Source organism: Pseudorhodoplanes sp., from assembly GCF_035565855.1.
GTDB lineage: Bacteria > Pseudomonadota > Alphaproteobacteria > Rhizobiales > Xanthobacteraceae > Pseudorhodoplanes.
On the sequence record NZ_DATMRX010000096.1, the window covers coordinates 1 to 18,380 of the forward strand.

Sequence of the window (18,380 nt, forward strand, 5' to 3'; positions counted from 1 at the left end):
GACGGTGAAATCGACCGCTTCGAAAGCGAGGACCTGGCGTTCCACGAGCGGCTGCGTGAAGCGTATCAGCAGCTCGGGCGCGAGGAATCCGAGCGCTGCGTGATGATCGATGCGAGCGACGCGCCTGAGCAGGTTGCCGACCGCGTGTGGTCGATCGTGACGCGCAGGCTCGATCCGGCAACCGCACCCCTCGCGATCGGGGAGACGGGTTGATGGCGCGTGCGGCCGCCGAGCCGGATGAGGACGGCATCCCGCATCCGCGTCAGACCACCGCTTTTTTCGGACATGAAGCGGCCGAACGGACCCTGCTCGACGCCTACCGCTCGGGTCGCATTCCGCACGCCTGGCTGATCGGGGGCGCGCCGGGCATCGGCAAGGCGACGCTGGCCTTTCGCATGGCGCGCTTCGTGTTGGCCCATCCCGATCCGATGTCGGCCGAGGTCCAATCGGCGACGTCGCTCGCGGTGCCGGGAGATCACGCGGTGACTGGCCTCGTTGCTGCGCAATCGCATCCCGATCTCCTTGTGCTGGAGCGGACGCTGTCCGATACGGGCAAGCTCCGCACTGTGATCCGCGTGGACGACGCGCGGAAGGTGGCCGGATTTCTGGGCGCGACGGCCGGGTTCGGTGGCTGGCGGATCGTGATCGTGGATGCGGTCGACGATCTCAACGCGGAAAGCGCCAACGCCCTTCTGAAGGGACTCGAAGAACCGCCGGCCCGTACGCTGTTTTTTCTGGTGAGCCATGCACCGGGTCTCGTGCTCCCCACCATCCGCTCGCGGTGTCACCGGCTGCTGCTGCGCAGCCTCCCGGATGAGGCCCTCGGCAAAGTGCTCCGGGCGGCAACAGGGGAGGAGCCGGAGCCCGCTCTGATCGCCGCGGCCGAAGGCAGCGTGAGCCGCGCGCTGTCCCTGTCCGAAGGGCCCGCCTTCAAGCTGCGCCAGCAGACCATGGCGCAACTCGCCCGTCTGCCGGCGATCGACATGCGGGAGCTTCACGCCCTGGCTGACAGCCTGGCCATGGCGGATGCCCACGCTTTCGACATGGTCATGGACAGCGTCAATGCCTGGCTGTCGACCCGGCTTGCCCACGATCTGCAGGACAAGGCCAAGGCAGCCCAGCTCGCCGAGATATGGGACCAGGTGAATACCGCCGCCCGCGACACCGATATCTACAATCTCGATCGAAAGCCGTTGATCTTCCGGACATTTGCTCGCCTTGCCGATGCCGCGGCCGGCTGATAGCTGTTCGACGGCAACCGCCCGACCTGCCGATCCCATCAGAAGATTGAACGCCCCAATGCCGGCGAAGCCACGGTTTTACATCACAACGGCCATTTCCTACCCCAACGGCGTGCCGCATATCGGCCACGCCTATGAAGCGATCGCCACCGACGCGATTGCGCGATTCATGCGGCTCGACGGTTATGACGTCTATTTCCTCACCGGGACCGACGAGCATGGCCAGAAGATCCAGCAGACCGCCGCGCGCGAAGGTCTGACCGCGCGCGAACTGGTCGACCGCAACGTGCCGCGCTTCCAGGCGATGGTCGAGCGGATGAATTGCTCGAATGACGATTTCATCCGGACGACACAGGATCGCCATCACGCCGCGTCAAAGGCGATCTGGGAGAAGATGGAAGCCAATGGCGACATCTATCTTGCGAAATATGCTGGTTGGTATTCCGTGCGCGATGAGCGCTATTTCGCCGAAGACGAAACGCGGTTGAACGAGCAGGGGGCTCGTCTCTCGATCGAGACCGGCACACCCGTCGAATGGGTCGAGGAGGAGAGCTATTTCTTTCGCCTGTCCGCCTATCAGGACAAGCTGCTCGACCTCTATGCGAAACACCCCGACTTCGTGCTGCCGAAGGAGCGGCTGAACGAGGTTGCGAGCTTCGTCAAAGGCGGTTTGCAGGATCTGTCGATCTCGCGCACCACATTCGATTGGGGCGTGCGCGTGCCGGGCAACGACAAGCACATCATGTATGTGTGGGTGGACGCGCTGACGAACTACATCACCGCAGTCGGCTATCCCGATGCCGACGGCGAGATGTTCAGGAAATACTGGCCGGCCGATCTGCATGTGATCGGCAAGGACATCGTTCGCTTCCACGCGGTCTATTGGCCGGCTTTCCTGATGTCGGCCGGACTTGAAGTGCCGCGTCGCATCTTCAGCCACGGCTTTCTGTTCAACCGCGGAGAGAAGATGTCGAAGTCGGTCGGCAATGTCGTGGATCCTTTCACGCTCGCCGACACTTTCGGCGTCGACCAGATCCGCTATTTCTTCCTGCGCGAAGTGCCGTTCGGACAGGACGGCAATTACAGCTACGAGGCGATCGCGACGCGCATCAATGCGGAGCTCGCCAACGACCTCGGCAACCTGGCGCAGCGTTCGCTGGCGATGGTCGCGAAGCAGCTTGGCGGCGTGATGCCGGAGCCGGGTGAGTTGTCAGCGGGCGACAAGGCGATCCTTGCCGCGGCTGACGGCATGCTCGCGGGTGCGCGCGAGGCGATGAAAACGCAACAGCTCCATCAGGTGCTCAATCAGATCTGGGCGGTGGTTGCCGATGCCAACCGCTACTTCGCTGCCGAAGCGCCCTGGGCGCTCGCCAAGACCGACCCGGCGCGGCAGAAGACCGTGCTCTATGTGACTGCGGAGGTGATCCGACAGGTCGCGATCCTCGCCCAGCCCTTCATTCCGGAGGGGGCCGTCAAGCTGCTCGATCTTCTGGCGGTTCCGGCGGATGAGCGCGGTTTCACGCGACTGGGCGGCGCGCACCGGCTTGCCGGCGGCGTCAATTTGCCTGCCCCGACGGCGATCTTTCCGCGCTATGTGGAACCCGAGCCGGGACGACCGTAACGGGGCAATCTGCAGGCTGCCTTGCATCGTCGATATGAAGGCGGAGACCGTGAATCGCAGCGCGCTGACGGTTCTGGCGCGTGCCTCAGGCGAACCGTCCCGGAGCGAGAGGAGCAAACTGAAAGGGAGAGCCGGTGACGGTTCTGTATGAAAATCGCCAACGGGCGAAGCGCGCGCGGCTCAGCATGCTGGCCGCGCTCGTCTGGTCGGTCGGCTGGTTCTATTGGGCGAACGCGCTGCGTTCCGGCGGGGCGCGACCCGGCGCGATCGCCATTGTCATCGCCGTCGGACTGCTGCCGCTGGTCGTGCTGCACTTCTACGGAAATGTCTATGTGGTGCGGCTGGTGCGAAACGGCGACAAGGTCGATGTCACCACGCTTGGCCTGTTCGGCACGCGCCAGATGCAGGTGCCGCTGTCATCGATCACCGAAGTCGCGCGTCCCGAAGCCGGCGGCATGACCGTGCGGGTTGCGGGGCGGCGAACGCCGTTTATCTTGGACCTGCAGGCCGAGCACAGCGATATTGCCGCAATCTCAGCGCTCGGACCGCAGAATGCCGCCCGCGCAACCGGACCGTCCTGATCTCACATGCTCGTCGACAGTCATTGCCACCTCGATTTTCCCGACCTTGCCGCCGATCTCGACGGCGTCGTCAACCGTGCGCGTGAGGCCGGCATCGGCCGTATGGTCACGATATCGACGCGCGTTCGCCGGCTGCCGGAGCTGCTCGCGATTACCGACCGTTTCGGCGATGTGTTCTGCTCGGTCGGCACCCATCCGCATCATGCGGACGAGGAACTGGATATCGGCACCGCCGATCTTGTCGCCAAATCGGCGCATCCCCGGGTGGTCGCCATCGGCGAAGTCGGGCTCGATTATTTCTACGACAACGCGCCCCGCGCGGCCCAGGAACAGGGCTTGCGCGCTCATATCGCAGCGGCGCGCGAGACCGGATTGCCGCTCGTGATCCATTCGCGGGACGCCGATGACGACATGGCGCGGATCCTGGAGGAGGAAATGGGGAAGGGGGCCTTCCCTGCCGTCCTGCATTGCTTCACCGGCGGTCCTGACCTCGCCCGGCGTGCCATTGCGCTCGGCCTGTATATCTCCTTCTCCGGAATCCTGACCTTCAAGGCATCGCAGCCGCTGCGCGACATCGCGGCGAGCCTGCCGGTAGACCGCATCCTGGTCGAAACCGACGCGCCTTATCTCGCGCCTGGGAAATATCGCGGCAAGCGCAACGAACCGGCCTATGTCGTGGAGACCGCAAAGACGCTGGCCGAGACACGGGGCGTCTCACCGGCCGAAATCGCCGACCTGACGACCGACAATTTCTTCCGGCTTTTCAAAAAGGTCCCGCGCAACATCTCGGCTGCCGCATGAACTTGACGGTCACCATTCTGGGATGCGGCTCTTCCGGCGGCGTACCGCGACCGGCGCTCGGCTGGGGCGCCTGCAATCCCGACAATCCGAAGAACCGTCGCCGCCGCTGCTCGATCCTCATCGAACAAACCGGCGCCGGCGGGAAAACCAGCGTGCTGGTCGATACCTCGCCGGATCTGCGCGAGCAGCTTCTCGGCGCCGACGTGACCAAGCTCGACGGCGTCCTGTTCACCCACGAGCACGCCGACCATACCCATGGAGTCGACGACCTGCGCGCGCTGTTCATCAAGCACCGGCGGCCGATCGACGTGTATCTGGATGAGCCGACGTCACGCGCGATGCATGCGCGGTTTGGCTATTGCTTCATGACGCCGCCCGGCAGCGGTTATCCGCCGATCCTTTCCGAGCACCGGCTCAAGCCCGGCGAGCCGGTCGCGATCCAAGGCGACGGCGGCACGCTGACGGCGCTGCCCGTTCTGGTGGACCATGGCGACATTCCGTGCCTTGGCTTCCGCATCGGCGGCGTCGGCTACACGGCCGACCTTGTCGGGATGCCGGACGCCAGCGCCGAGGCGCTGACCGGCCTCGATGTGTGGATCGTCGACGCGCTGCGGCACACGCCGCATCCGAGCCATTTCTCCTTGTCCGATGCGCTGGCCTGGATCGAGCGGTTGAAGCCGAAGCGGGCCGTGCTGACCAACATGCACACCGATCTGGACTACGACGCGCTGCGCGAAGCCTTGCCGCCGCATGTCGAGCCGGCCTACGACGGGATGCGAATTTCTGCCTGAGAGGCCGCAGAAATTAAATTCGGAATAGTCCTCAAGTCACTGAGATCGCACGGTTTTGACGATGGCCGCATTGATATCGCAGCTGAGGATAAGCTCCTAATCGTCCAAGCGCGCTGCGGTAGCCAACCGGCAAATGCCGAACCCGGCCATACAAAAATATTCCATAATATGTCTTATGCGAATCATGTTATGGTCGGCAGCCGTCTGGGGATGACATCCGAATTCGCTTGTCGCGATGCCCGGCCACGGGCAGATCGGCGGCATGACCTCCGGCTTCACCCCGTCCGGCGACATCAAGCGGCTGATCGCCATTATGGCCGCACTGCGTACCCCGGGCACCGGCTGCCCCTGGGACCTCAAGCAGGATTTCGGATCGATCGCGCCATACACCATCGAGGAAGCCTACGAGGTTGCTGACGCCATCACGCGTGGCGACCTTGACGACCTCAAGGATGAGCTCGGCGACCTCCTGCTGCAGGTCGTCTTCCATGCCAGGATGGCCGAAGAGCAAGGCGCCTTCGCCTTCGACGATGTCGTTCTGGCGATCACCGAAAAGCTGGTCCGGCGTCATCCGCATGTGTTCGGCGACACCTCAAAACTGACGCCGGACGAGGTCAAAGGGCTTTGGGACAAGATCAAGGCCGAGGAGAAGGCCGAGCGCGCCAGGCGGCGCGGCGGACAGGAGGCCGAGGCGGGGGCGCTGTCAGGGGTGCCGACCGCCCTTCCCGCGCTGACCCGTGCGCTCAAGCTGCAGCAGAAGGCTTCGAAGGTCGGCTTCGACTGGAACGATCCGAAAGCCGTCCTTGCCAAGATTCGTGAGGAGGCGGACGAGATCGAGGCAGCGCTCGACGCCCGGGACACCGAGGCCGCGTCCGGCGAAATCGGCGACCTGATCTTCGCTCTGGTCAATCTGGCGCGGCATCTCGACATCGATCCTGAGAATGCTGTGCGCGGCACCAACGCGAAATTCCAGCGCCGCTTTGCGTACATCGAGGCTGCGCTGGCGTGCCGCGGCAAGACGCCGGCGCAAGCAACGCTCGCCGAAATGGATGCGCTGTGGGATGAGGCCAAGACGGCCGAGCGCGACGGAAGCGCTCAAGGCAGCGCGATGGCTCCCGCAAAGCGCGTCCGCACCTGAGCGGCCTTGGCCGGATCGGCGCGCACCGTGACCGCGACCTTGCCGTCATCCCGCGTGGCGCGCGCGATCACTTCGGTGTTGCGGTGGAGCCAGGACAGCCCGGCCCCGTCCGTGCCGTCCAGCACGAGGTCGATCACGATCCGGGTCTCGGCGAGCCGATCCTCGATCGCCGTCAGCAAGGTGTCGACGCCCTCGCCCGTCAGCGCTGAAACCGTGATCGGCTGATTGTCCGGCGCAACGCGCGCGGCCATGTTCTCGACGCGCGCTCGCGCGTCCGCGTCCAGGGCATCGATCTTGTTCCAGACCTCGATCACGCGGCCGCGCCTTGCTTCGTCGATCCCAAGGGCCCTCAGCACGTCCTGCACATCCTGCATCTGCGCTTCGGAATCCTCGTGCGAGATGTCCCGCACATGCAGGATGACGTCGGCTTCGGTGACCTCTTCGAGCGTCGCGCGGAACGCGGCGACCAGCATGGTCGGCAGCTCCGAGATGAAGCCGACCGTATCCGACAGAATCACCTTGGTGCCGTGCGGCAGCTCGATCGACCGCAGCGTCGGATCGAGCGTGGCAAACAGCATGTCCGCTTCCAGCACCTTGGCGCGGGTCATGCGGTTGAACAGGGTCGACTTGCCGGCATTGGTATAACCGACCAGCGCGGCGATCGGATAAGGCACCCGCGCCCTGCTCGCGCGATGCAATTTGCGGCGCTTCTTGACCTTTTCCAGTTCGGCTTCGATGCGCGCGATGCGTTCCTCGATCACCCGGCGGTCGGCCTCGATCTGGGTTTCGCCCGGGCCACCCAGGAAGCCGAAGCCGCCCCGCTGGCGCTCAAGATGGGTCCAGGACCGCACCAGGCGGCTCTTCTGATAGGTCAGGTGGGCAAGTTCGACCTGCAGCACGCCCTCCTTGGTCTGCGCCCGCTTGCCGAAGATTTCGAGAATGAGGCCGGTCCGGTCCAGCACCTTGGCGGACCATTCCTTTTCGAGATTGCGCTGCTGGACCGGCGACAGCGCGCAATCCATCACCACAAGGCCGATGTCCTGCGCTTTGACGAGACCGGCAATCTCCTCGACCTTGCCCTTGCCGATATAGGTCGCCGGCCTGATCTCGTTCAGCATGACGATGCCGGTGTCGACGACCTCGAGGTCGATCGCGAGCGCGAGGCCGACGGCCTCCTCGAGGCGCGCCTGCGGTCCACGCGTCGCGTTGCCCGCACCGTCTTTATGCGTGCGAAGGTAGGGCCCGATCACCAGCGCACGGCCGGTCGCCCGGCCCGGGACATCGGTGCCCTGCCGCTCCGGCCGATGATCGCGACGGCGTGGCTCCAACTAACCCTTGTCCCCTGCGCCCTCCTCCGCACCCTCGAACAGCTGGATCGGGTGCCCGGGCATGATGGTCGAGATCGCGTGCTTGTAGACAAGTTGCGAATGCCCGTCGCGACGCAGCAAGACGCAGAAATTGTCAAACCAAGTGACCACGCCCTGCAGCTTGACGCCGTTCACCAGGAAGATGGTGAGCGGGATCTTGGCCTTGCGGACGTGATTGAGGAAGGTGTCCTGGAGGTTTTGCGTTCGTTCGGCGGCCATGGCCGTTCGTTCCATTTTCTTGCCCGCGGACCCCGTTCAGCCGCAGGACGTTATTGCCAAGTCTCATCGTCCCTCGTTCGTGTCGCCCACGAGGACTTGGGGCGCCATATTAGATGGCACGCTTGGACCCCGCGCAAGTCCAACATCGCTCCGGACGGACCGGATCGAGGGACAAATCGTCACGATTTTTCGGTGTAGCGGGAAAAATCGGCGCGCAGCGCGGTCGAGATCAGGCCGGGCGCTCCATTCCCCACCGGTTTGCCGTCGATTCGGACCACGGGCATGACCGTCTGACTGGCCGAGGTGATGAAGGCTTCGCGTGCGGCAATCGCTTCGGCGACGGTGAAGGGGCGCTCGACCAGCTTGAGGTCGTGCGCCTTCAGGACATCGAGCAGGACCGTCCGGGTGATTCCCTTCAGGATGGCATGGTCGGCCTTGCGGGTGAGCACCTCATTCCCGCTGGTGACGATCCACGCATTGGACGAGGACCCTTCGGTCACGGTCCCATCGGCTCCGACGAACCAGGCCTCGCGGGCGCCCTGCTCCCGCGCGACCTGCTTGGCCAGCACGTTGGGCAGCAAGGAAATCGATTTGATGTCGACGCGCTCCCAGCGGTTGTCCGGCAGGGTGACGACCGCGATCCCTTCCGCTGCGTAACGTTCGGTCTTGGCTGGATCGATCCGGCTTGCGGTCACCACGATGGCCGGGCGCGTTCCCGGCGGCGGAAAGGCGTGGTCGCGCTTGGCGACGCCGCGCGTGACTTGCAGATACACGATGCCGTCGCGGACGCCGTTGCGCCGGACCACCTCGTGCAGCACGATCGACAGCGCAGGCAGCGACATCGGCCTCGCGATCCGCAATTCCGACAGCGAGCGCTGGAGGCGTTCCATATGCCGGCGTTCATCGATGAGCCGGCCATTCCTCACTTCGCAGACTTCATAGACGCCGTCGGCGAATTGATAGCCGCGGTCCTCGACATGAACCGCCGCTTCGCGATGCGGCACATAGCGTCCGTTCACATAGGCGATGCGCGACACTGGAAACCGCTCTGCCCTAGCCGATCCCAAGTGCCTTGAGCTTGCGATGCAGCGCTGAGCGCTCCATTCCGACAAACTCGGCCGTGCGTGAAATGTTGCCACCGAACCGGCTGATCTGCGCGACCAGATATTCGCGCTCGAACATTTCGCGCGCCTCGCGCAGCGGCAGACTCATCAACTGTTCCCCGCCATTTCCGTTCGGCATCGAAGGCACCATAGAGCCGACATCCTGCGGCAGCATGCTGGCGTTGATCACAGCGTTTGGATCGCCGCCGGCGAGAATCATCAGCCGCTCGACGTTATTTCGAAGCTGGCGCACGTTGCCCGGCCAGTCGTGCGATTGCAGCACCGCCATCGCGTCTTCGCCGATGGTGCGCTTCGGCAGGCCGGTCGCAGCGGAAATCTGCTCCATGAAGTAATCGACCAGCAGCGGAATATCCTCGCGGCGTTCGGCGAGCGGTGGCACCCGGATCGGCACCACGGACAGCCGATGATAGAGATCCTCCCGGAACTGCCCGGCCGCGATCTCCGCTTCCAGATTGCGCGCGGTCGAGGAAATGATGCGCACATCGACCGCGACCTTGGTGTTGCCGCCGACGCGGTGAAAGGTCTGGTCGACGAGAACGCGGAGGATCTTGTTCTGCGTCTCGCGCGGCATGTCCGCAATCTCGTCGATGAAAAGCGTGCCGCCATGCGCCTCCTCGAGCGCGCCGGCCTTGCGGTTTTGGCTGCCGTTGGATTGCTCGATGCCGAACAGCTCCATCTCCATCGATTCCGGGGTGATGGCGGCTGCGTTGATCACGACGAAGGGCCCGGTGGCGCGGCTCGAATGATTGTGAATCGTGCGCGCGCACAATTCCTTGCCGGAGCCGGACGTGCCGATGATCATGATGCGGCTATTGGTCGGAGCGACCTTTTCGACGGTCTGACGCAGCTGATTGATCGCCGGTGACTTGCCGATCAGCGCCGATGGCATCGGCGCGATGGCCTTGAGCTCCTTGACCTCGCGTTTCAGCCTGGAGTTTTCAAGCGCGCGGTCGGCAACCAGCACCAGCCGATCCGCCTTGAACGGCTTTTCGATGAAGTCGTAGGCGCCACGCTTGATCGCAGCGACCGCGGTCTCGATGTTGCCATGGCCCGAAATCATCACGACCGGCAGGTCGGGATATTGCTCCTTCGCCGCATCGAGAATCTGAAGCCCGTCGAGCTTCGATCCCTGCAACCAGATGTCGAGAAACAAGAGGTTGGGACGGCGCGCTTTAATTGCCGAAATCGCGTCGTCGGCATCGCGCGCGGTCCGCGTCGCATAACCTTCGTCCTGCAGAATGCCGGCGACCAGCTCGCAAATGTCGGGCTCGTCATCGACGATAAGGATTTCGGCAGTCATGATTCTCCAATGCTCGCCCGCTTGGATTTGTCTTTATTCGAACTCGTGCTGATCGGTTGCGGCGGATTGACGGCAAAGCGCAGCCTTATCCACGCGCCCTTGCGTCCCGCCTCTTTCTCCGAAGCGTCATGCAATTCAATGCCGCCGCCGTGCTCCTCCAAAATCTTGCCGACGATCGCAAGACCAAGGCCGGTGCCCTTCTCGCGCGTGGTGACATAGGGCTCGAGCAGACGCGAGCGGTGCTCCTTCGGCAATCCGACACCGTTATCGATGACGTCGACATGGATCTGGTCGTCTTCGCGGCTCGCGATCACTTCGATCCGGCCCTTCTCGGCGGGATCCGATACCGCGGAGATGGCTTCGGTCCCGTTCTTGATGATGTTGGTGAGCGCCTGCGAGACCAGCCGCCGGTCGAATCTCGCCAGCATCGGATCTTCGGAAATCGTGAGGTCGATATCGATATCGGGATGACCGACGCGCATGAGGAACACGGCCTGACGCACGGTATCGGCCACATCCTCCTGTTGCATGACCGGCTTTGGCATGCGCGCGAAGCGCGAGAACTCGTCGACCATGCGACGGATGTCATCGACCTGCCGGACGATAGTGTCGGTGCATTGCTCGAAGACCGCGCGATCTTCGGTGATGACCTTACCGTATTTGCGCCGCAACCGTTCGGCCGAGAGCTGAATCGGGGTCAGCGGATTCTTGATCTCGTGGGCGATGCGCCGCGCGACATCCGCCCAGGCGGAGGTGCGCTGCGCGGTCACGAGTTCGGTGATGTCGTCGAGCGTCACGACATAGCCATGGTCGGAATCGGCGGATTGCTCGAAGGCGACCCGGACCGACAGATTGCGCTCCCGACCCTTGCGGCTCAGCGTCACCTGACCGTGCGCCAGCCGCTGGCCATTCGCGATCGCTTCATGCACGAGCTCGGAAAGCTCGGGCACCATGTCGAGCAGCGCCTTGCCCATCACCTCGGATGCGGGAGCGCCGATCAACTGTTCCGCCGAGCGGTTCAGGATGCTGATCTTGCCGTCCTGCCCGACGCCGATGATGCCAGCACTGGCGCCGGCCAGAACCGCTTCGCTGAATCGGCGCCGGCTGTCGATGAGATCGCGCGCGCGCACCAGGTCGTCGCGCTGCGTGCGCAGATCGTGCGTCATCCGGTTGAAGGTTTCACCGAGCTGGCTGAGATCGCCCTCGGCGCGACTGACCGGCACCTGGACGTGAAGATTGCCGGTCGCCACGACATTTGCCGCGCCGATCAGGCGGCGAATCGGCGCGACCAGACGGTTCGCAAAATTGAGGCCGATGAGCACCGCGGACAGCAGGACGATCAGTGCAATCACCGTGTACATCAATCCGAAGGCGACGGTCACACCCGCCCGCCGCGCTTCCATCAACGCATAATCGGAGACGCTGGCGCGCGTTTCGCGCAAGTGAGAGACGATACGCGGATCGAGCGGCCGAACCACATAGAGGTAGAGCGTGTCGTAGTTTCGCAGCTTGATGATGCCGGCGACATAATTGGCATCGGGAATGATTGCGATCTGCGGCGCGGTTTCGTTGACCGATTTAAGCACTTCCTTGTTCGGGATGGCGAAATCCTGCGTGGTGCGCAGGCTGGTTCGTTCGACCACCTGGAGATCACCGTCGACGATGACCGCGACCTGAAGGCCGCGGATGGTGGCCTGCGCGGTGAGGAATTGCTGAAACCGTTCGCGCTCGGAATCGAATAGCGGCTTGGCGCGCGACACGTCCTGCGCCATCGCCAGGATGTCGCCGCGGATCATCTGCGCGTGCTCACTGAGATACGCCTCCGCCACCTGCAGCGAATTGCCGATGATCGCCTTGGTCCGGGTCGAGAAGAAGCGATCGAGACCGCGATCGAGGGTGATGGTGGCGACGATCGCGACAAGGATCGTCGGCACCGCGGCGATGATCGCGAACAGGCCGACGATGCGCACATGCAATCGCGCACCGGCCCGGCCGTGGCGTCGGGCTTCGAGAATCTGTCTGATCTCGCGGGTGATGACCGCGATCAGGACGAGAGCCGCCACGCCGTTGATGCCGAGCAGGCTGACCACGACGTTGTGCGTCGGCGGCAGCGGCGTCAGGCCGGACAGGACGAGGAAGGTTACGAGGGCCGACAGCAGCGCCGCGGCCACGGCGACGAAACCGATGGCTCGCCAAGGCAGGCGGCCGCCGGACGTCACGGGGACCGATTTGTCGAGCGGCAAGGATTGATCCGCGCTAGCCATCGCCCCCCGGTTGCGATTGTTGATTGAGCAGCCCAATCGGCCACAATGATGTATTTATACAACATTGTTGCGGAATTGCGACTAATCCGGGGCGGGGGCCGCGTCAATTCAACTGCTTGTGCGGATCACCTGAATGTCGAGGTCCCTGATCTTTTTGCGCAGGGTGTTGCGATTGACCCCGAGGAGATCGGCGGCTCGGATCTGATTACCCCGCGTCGCCGCGAGTGCCGCGGTGAGAAGCGGATGCTCCACCTCCCGCAAGATTCGATGATAGAGGCCGGGAGGCGGTAGCCCGTCCGGGAATCCCGCGAAATAGCGTGCGAGATTGCGCTCGACCGCGGCCGACAGATTATCCGCCGCGCCCGTCTCGACATCCTGCGCCACCACGGGCTGCGTCAGTTCCGATTCGACAACGGCGAGAGAAATCACCTCGTGCGGATAAAGCGCCGCCAGCCGGCGTGCGAGATTTTCCAGTTCGCGGACATTGCCGGGCCAGGGATATTTCTTCAGGCGATCGAGCGCCGTCTGGTCGATCTGCTTGCGCGGCAGTCCCTCGCGTTCGGCGAGCGCAAAGAAATGCCGGATCAGGTCGGGGACGTCCTCCGCGCGCTCGCGAAGCGGAGGCAGACGCAGCGGCACAACGTTGAGGCGGAAGAACAGGTCCTCGCGGAACAGACCTTGCTGGATGAGGATCCGCAGATCCTTGTTGGTGGCAGCGATGATACGGACATCGGTCTTGATCGGCGTCCGCCCGCCGACAGTGGTGTATTCGCCCTGCTGCAGCACGCGCAACAACCGGGTCTGCGCCTCCATCGGCATGTCGCCGATCTCGTCGAGGAACAGCGTGCCGCCCTCGGCCTGTTCGAAGCGGCCAGCCGATCGCGTATTCGCGCCGGTGAAGGCGCCCTTCTCATGGCCGAACAACTCGGATTCGATCAGGTCGCGCGGGATCGCAGCCATGTTGATGGCGACGAACGGACCATTTCGCCGCTTGCCGTAATCATGCAAGGCGCGCGCGACCAGTTCCTTGCCGGTGCCGGACTCGCCGGTGATCATCACCGTGAGATCGGTCTGCATCAGGCGCGCCAGCAGCCGGTAGATTTCCTGCATGGCCGGCGAGCGCCCGACCAGCGGGATCGATGAATCGATTTCGTCGGGCTTGCCGGTGCTGCGCGGCTTGTCCTTCGGCTCCGACAGCGCGCGGCCGACAATGCCGATCAGTTCCTTCAGGTCGAAGGGCTTCGGCAGATATTCGTAGGCGCCGCGTTCAGAGGCGCGGATCGCGGTCATGAACGTGTTCTGCGCGCTCATGACTATGATCGGCAGTTCCGGCCGCAGCTTCTTGATGCGGGGGATCAGCTCGAACGCGTTTTCGTCCGGCATCACCACGTCGGTGATGACGAGGTCACCCTCGCCCTGGCTGACCCACCGCCACAACGTCGCTGCATTGCTGGTTGAGCGCACCTCGTAGCCGGCGCGCGACAAAGCCTGATTCAGCACCGTTCGAATTGCAGCGTCGTCGTCTGCGACAAGAATATTTCCGGCAGGCATTGCCATCAGCCTCGGCCACTCATTGTGCTTGCGTCTCCGTCTCTGCTGGCTTCCCCGGCGTACCCGGATCGGAACCGTTTCCGGCATACATCGGCATCAGGACGCGGAAGACCGTGTGCCGGGATTGAGATTCGCATTCGATAATGCCGCCATGGTCGCCAATGATCTTCGCAACCAATGCAAGTCCGAGGCCAGATCCGGTCGCCTTCGTGGTGACGAAGGGGTCGAACAGATGCGGCAAAAGGTCGGCAGGTACCCCCGGCCCGTTGTCCTTGATGCAGAATTCCATGGGCAGCGACACGCGGGACCGGCTGCCCGGCAGCGTCAGGCGCACGCCCGGTCGGAACGCCGTGGTCATGTGGATCTCGCCGTCGATCGCGCTCTCGCCGATCGACTCCGCCGCGTTTTTCACGAGGTTGAGGAATACCTGGATCAGCTGATCCCGGTTGGCGAGGACCGGCGGCAACGAGGGGTCGTAGTCCTCGACAAAACGGATGTGGCGGGCGAAGCCAGACTGGGCGAGCCGCTTCACATGCTCCAGCACCGCGTGGATGTTGACCGGGGCGCGCTCGACCGGCCGCTCGTCCGCAAACACCTCCATGCGGTCGACCAGTTTCACGATGCGATCGGCCTCGTCGCAGATCAGCCGGGTCAGCGTGCGATCTTCGTCGGCGGCGGATTGTTCGAGCAGCTGCGCGGCGCCACGGATGCCGGACAACGGGTTCTTGATTTCGTGAGCGAGCATCGAGGCCAAGGCGCTGACCGAGCGCGCCGCGCCGCGATGTGTCAACTGGCGGTCCATCTTGTCGGCGATGGTGCGCTCCTGAAGCATCACAACGACATGGCCGTCGCGTTCCGGCAACGGTGCGACGTAGAGATCGACGATGTGTTCGCCGGGATTGCGCGGCGTCGACAGGTCAACGCGATATTCATTCACTGCGCCGCCATGTTCGCGGACCTGATCGACCAGCGAAAGCAGCGGACTGCCGAAGGGAATGAGCTCCCGCAGGAAATGCCGCTTGAGCAGCGGCACCGAGACCTCGAAGAAGCTCTCCGCCGCCACATTGGCATCGACGACCTTGCCGTCCGGCGCGATCACCACGACCGGCAGCGGCAAGGCGTTGACCACGGCCTCGGGTGTGCTGGCATTCGTCAGAGTGCGCAGGTTCATGCCGCAGCCCTCAATGCTTTGCGGTCGCCCCGCGTTTGCTGGAGAGCCATGAAAGCGCAATAAGCCATGTCCAGGAGGCGCAGCGTCTCCTGCGGGGTGTCGGCGGTCAGCACCTGCGCCCGCCATGACTTGACGACCTCGGCGGACGCGCCGGCGGTTTCGCCTGCGACGTCGATGGCCGCGGCCAGATGTTTGCGGGCATGGCGACGTCCGATCTCGAAACCGTGATGCGAAACCATCTCCTCGTAGAGCGCATGCGAGAGCGCATGCTGCTCGCCGAGCGGAGGATCGGCAGCGATCGCTCCCTCGTCCAGGTGACGCGCTATCTGGCCCGGCAGCCATGGCCGCCCGAGCGCAGCACGCCCGACCATCACGAGATCGGCGCCCGATTGTGCAAGCGCGGTCGTCGCATCCTCGGTATTGGCGATGTCGCCGTTCACCACGACGGGAATGCGGACCGCATCCTTGACGGCGCGCACCGCGCGCCAGTCCGCCCTGCCCTTGTAGAACTGATTGCGGGTGCGGCCATGCACCGTCACGAGCCGGACGCCAGCGCCCTCGGCGCGACGGGCAAGCTCGGGTGCATTCATGCAGTCGCGATCCCAGCCGAGCCGCATTTTGAGCGTCACGGGCACCGACACCGCCCCGACCGTCGCTTCGATCAGCGTCATGGCGTGATCGAGATCACGCATCAAGGCCGAGCCGGATTGTCCATTGGTGACGTGCTTCGCCGGACAGCCCATGTTGATGTCGATGATCGCAGCGCCTGCGGCTTCGGCCATGCGCGCGCCCTCGGCCATCCAGTGCGCTTCGCAGCCGGCGAGCTGAATGGCGTGAATCGCAACGCCACTGCCGTCGGCGCGCAGTACCGCATCGCGCCGCTGCTCGGCGAGCTTTGACGTTGCCACCATCTCGGATACGACCAGACCCGCGCCGAGGCGTTCGCAGAGCCGCCGGAATGGCGCGTCCGTGACACCGGACATCGGAGCCAGTACGACAGGGTTCGGCAGGTCCTGACGGCCGATCGCGATTTTCACATTGGCGCTCATAACGGCAGGATATGCACAAACTTTAGGCTGCGGGACCAGTGCATAGAGTTTAGCCAAATTCAGGAAACTGACAAGTGCTGCACTGCAAAAATAGGATTACAATATGTGCACGTTCGATCACAATAAGGCAGAGGTAGTTCAGTAGTCCGATGAGCAGTTGTTCTGCCGTAATCGTCGCCGCTGGCCGCGGACACCGCAGCGGTGAAGGAATTCCCAAGCAATACCGTCCCGTCGCAGGCCAATCCGCGCTCAGGCGCAGCCTGTCGTTGTTGTCGGAGACTTGCTCGCCCGCACAGCTCCAGGTGGTCATTCACCCCAACGACCGTTCGCTCTACGACAACGTTGTCGAGGGTCTTGATCTGCCCCCACCCGTGGCCGGTGGCGCGACCCGTCAGGCCTCTGTCCTTGCCGGGCTTGTTGCGCTTGAGCCGAAGAAGCCGAGCCATGTCCTCATCCACGATGCCGCCCGCCCCTTCGCCTCGCCCGCGCTCGTGAGCCGCGCGATCGAAGCCGCGCGCAAGACCGGCGCCGCGGTCCCGGCGCTGCGCGTCGCCGACACGGTCAAGACAGTGGATGCGGATGGCCGCATCACCGGCACCGCGGACCGCGACACCCTGCGGATCGTGCAGACACCGCAGGCCTTTGCCTTCGGCCCGCTCCTCGCCGCCCATCGCAAGGCCGAACAGGCCGGCCGCACCGATTTCACCGACGATGCCGCGCTGATGGAATGGGCCGGTCACACCGTGTCCACCTTCGAAGGCGAAACCGGCAACTTCAAGCTCACCACGGCGGAGGATTTCATGCGCGCCGAAACCATGCTGCACAACCGGTTGACCGATGTCCGCACCGGAATGGGATTCGACGTGCATGCCTTCGGGCCGGGCGATCATGTGACTCTTGGCGGCCTTCGCATCGCGCATGACCGCGGACTATCAGGTCACTCGGACGCCGACGTGGTGTTGCATGCCATCGTTGACGCGATCCTCGGTGCACTCGCGGACGGTGATATCGGCGCACATTTTCCGCCGAGCGATCCGCAATGGAAGGGCGCGACCTCCGATCGCTTTGTGAAATTCGCTGTCGAGCGTTTGGCGAAACGCGGCGGTGTCATTGCGCATCTCGACGTCACGATTGTCAGCGAGGCGCCGAAGATCGGACCGCACCGCGACGCCATGCGTGCACGGATTGCAGAGATCGCGGGTATCGATCCGGGACGGGTCGGTGTGAAGGCCACGACCAACGAGGCGATGGGATTCATCGGCCGGCGCGAAGGCATGGTCGCCTACGCGACGGCAACCATCAGGCTGCCTGCGAGTTGACCGCCATGCTCGATGACGACATTGTCGAAGCGGCCAGGCGGCTTCTCGACATCTGCAGACGCAAGAAGCTCACGGTCGCGACCGTGGAATCCTGCACCGCAGGATTGGTCGCCGGCACGCTGACCGAAGTCCCCGGCACATCGAGCATTCTCGATCGCGGTTACGTCACCTATTCCAATGAAGCCAAGCAGGAGATGGTTGGCGTCTCCGCGGCGACGCTGAAGGCCCATGGCGCCGTCAGCCCGCAGACGGCCGCGGAAATGGTGCGCGGGGCAATGGCGCGCGCTCCCGTCGATCTTGCGGTGTCGGTCACCGGCATAGCCGGACCGGATGGCGGAACGCCGGAAAAGCCTGTGGGGCTTGTCTATTTCGCCGCCGCCTCACGATCCGGCGCACTCATCCAGGACGAGAAGCGTTTCGGCGATATCGGCCGCGCTGACGTCCGCAAGCAATCGGTGCTGCAGGCCTTTCGCATGCTGCACGATCTCGCGGAAGGCGAAGCGCCACGGTCAGAGCACGAGTAGATAACCTCGTCAGGCGGTCTTTCGCCCGTACACGGCGTCGGCGCGCCGCTCGAATGCGGTCGCGAAGCGGCGGAACGCGGTATCGAACATCGCGCCCATCAGCATTCCGAGCATGCGGCTTTTAAATTCATACGAGATGTAGAATTTCACCTCGCACAGCCAGTCCTGCACCGGGTGAAATTCCCAGCGATTTTCCATGCGGCTGAACGGCCCGTCGAGATATTCGACGAGGATCTGCAGGTTGGCGCGATCGAGGGTCGCGCGGCTGCGGAAGGTTTCGCGGATCAGTTTATAGGCCACCGTCATATCGGCGACGATC

18 protein-coding genes are annotated in these 18,380 nt (G+C 63.9%); 9 read left to right on the forward strand and 9 right to left on the reverse strand.

Translation table 11 applies throughout. From position 1 onward, the window contains the following. From VN004_RS05315 to mazG, 7 genes are all read left to right on the forward strand, one after another. Window positions 1-213, forward strand: a 213-nt coding sequence (locus VN004_RS05315) for a dTMP kinase (protein ID WP_414710231.1), incomplete at its 5' end; no start/stop codon positions are given. Continuing rightward, a complete protein-coding gene (locus tag VN004_RS05320; RefSeq protein ID WP_325607739.1) occupies window positions 213-1,241 on the forward strand; it encodes a DNA polymerase III subunit delta' in 1,029 nt (342 codons plus the stop codon). The genes VN004_RS05315 and VN004_RS05320, both read left to right, overlap by 1 nt. Continuing rightward, window positions 1,225-2,862, forward strand: coding sequence for a methionine--tRNA ligase (gene metG / locus VN004_RS05325; protein WP_414710232.1), 1,638 nt, complete (start codon window positions 1,225-1,227; stop codon window positions 2,860-2,862). Before VN004_RS05320 ends, metG begins: the two co-directional genes overlap by 17 nt. A 134-nt stretch (window positions 2,863-2,996) precedes the next feature. After that, window positions 2,997-3,443, forward strand: a complete 447-nt coding sequence (locus VN004_RS05330; protein WP_325607743.1) for a hypothetical protein — start codon at window positions 2,997-2,999, stop codon at window positions 3,441-3,443. A gap of 6 nt (window positions 3,444-3,449) precedes the next feature. After that, window positions 3,450-4,244 carry a TatD family hydrolase gene (locus tag VN004_RS05335; protein ID WP_325607745.1) on the forward strand — a complete coding sequence of 265 codons (795 nt, stop codon included), beginning with the start codon at window positions 3,450-3,452 and terminating at the stop codon, window positions 4,242-4,244. Then, on the forward strand, window positions 4,241-5,035 hold the full coding sequence (locus VN004_RS05340; protein ID WP_325607747.1) for an MBL fold metallo-hydrolase: 795 nt from the start codon (window positions 4,241-4,243) through the stop codon (window positions 5,033-5,035). Before VN004_RS05335 ends, VN004_RS05340 begins: the two co-directional genes overlap by 4 nt. 235 nt (window positions 5,036-5,270) lie before the next feature. Beyond that, complete coding sequence (gene mazG, locus VN004_RS05345; RefSeq protein WP_325607749.1) at window positions 5,271-6,173, forward strand: nucleoside triphosphate pyrophosphohydrolase; 903 nt, start codon at window positions 5,271-5,273, stop codon at window positions 6,171-6,173. Here the strand turns inward: mazG and hflX are convergent. The 8 genes from hflX to dusB form a co-directional block, all read right to left on the reverse strand. Continuing rightward, a complete protein-coding gene (hflX, locus tag VN004_RS05350) occupies window positions 6,131-7,501 on the reverse strand; it encodes a GTPase HflX (RefSeq protein ID WP_325607751.1) in 1,371 nt (456 codons plus the stop codon). The two genes, mazG and hflX, sit on opposite strands and share 43 nt — an antisense overlap. Beyond that, window positions 7,502-7,759 carry an RNA chaperone Hfq gene (hfq, locus tag VN004_RS05355; protein WP_325607753.1) on the reverse strand — a complete coding sequence of 86 codons (258 nt, stop codon included), beginning with the start codon at window positions 7,757-7,759 and terminating at the stop codon, window positions 7,502-7,504. Between the two features lie 179 nt (window positions 7,760-7,938). Further along, window positions 7,939-8,796 (reverse strand): D-amino-acid transaminase, encoded by an 858-nt coding sequence (locus VN004_RS05360; protein ID WP_325607755.1) that lies wholly within the window; start codon window positions 8,794-8,796, stop codon window positions 7,939-7,941. A 16-nt stretch (window positions 8,797-8,812) separates the two neighbouring features. Next, window positions 8,813-10,183 (reverse strand): sigma-54 dependent transcriptional regulator, encoded by a 1,371-nt coding sequence (locus VN004_RS05365; RefSeq protein WP_325607757.1) that lies wholly within the window; start codon window positions 10,181-10,183, stop codon window positions 8,813-8,815. Then, window positions 10,180-12,447 (reverse strand): PAS domain-containing sensor histidine kinase, encoded by a 2,268-nt coding sequence (locus tag VN004_RS05370; RefSeq protein ID WP_325607759.1) that lies wholly within the window; start codon window positions 12,445-12,447, stop codon window positions 10,180-10,182. The genes VN004_RS05365 and VN004_RS05370 overlap by 4 nt, the downstream gene beginning before the upstream one ends. A 108-nt stretch (window positions 12,448-12,555) precedes the next feature. Then, on the reverse strand, window positions 12,556-13,998 hold the full coding sequence (ntrC, locus tag VN004_RS05375) for a nitrogen regulation protein NR(I) (RefSeq protein ID WP_325607770.1): 1,443 nt from the start codon (window positions 13,996-13,998) through the stop codon (window positions 12,556-12,558). 19 nt (window positions 13,999-14,017) lie between these two features. After that, on the reverse strand, window positions 14,018-15,169 hold the full coding sequence (locus VN004_RS05380) for a nitrogen regulation protein NR(II) (RefSeq protein ID WP_325607761.1): 1,152 nt from the start codon (window positions 15,167-15,169) through the stop codon (window positions 14,018-14,020). Next, window positions 15,166-16,218 carry a tRNA dihydrouridine synthase DusB gene (dusB, locus tag VN004_RS05385; protein WP_325607762.1) on the reverse strand — a complete coding sequence of 351 codons (1,053 nt, stop codon included), beginning with the start codon at window positions 16,216-16,218 and terminating at the stop codon, window positions 15,166-15,168. Before dusB ends, VN004_RS05380 begins: the two co-directional genes overlap by 4 nt. A 149-nt stretch (window positions 16,219-16,367) precedes the next feature. Between dusB and VN004_RS05390 the strand changes: the two genes are divergently transcribed. Continuing rightward, window positions 16,368-17,537: a bifunctional 2-C-methyl-D-erythritol 4-phosphate cytidylyltransferase/2-C-methyl-D-erythritol 2,4-cyclodiphosphate synthase gene (locus VN004_RS05390; protein WP_325607764.1), complete on the forward strand. Its 1,170-nt coding sequence runs from the start codon at window positions 16,368-16,370 to the stop codon at window positions 17,535-17,537. A 5-nt stretch (window positions 17,538-17,542) separates the two neighbouring features. Continuing rightward, window positions 17,543-18,061, forward strand: a complete 519-nt coding sequence (locus tag VN004_RS05395) for a CinA family protein (protein ID WP_325607766.1) — start codon at window positions 17,543-17,545, stop codon at window positions 18,059-18,061. Between the two features lie 9 nt (window positions 18,062-18,070). On the opposite strand, the gene VN004_RS05400 is transcribed toward VN004_RS05395, so the two are convergent. Beyond that, window positions 18,071-18,380 (reverse strand): type II toxin-antitoxin system RatA family toxin (locus tag VN004_RS05400; RefSeq protein ID WP_325607768.1); only part of this gene is annotated, 310 nt, incomplete at its 5' end.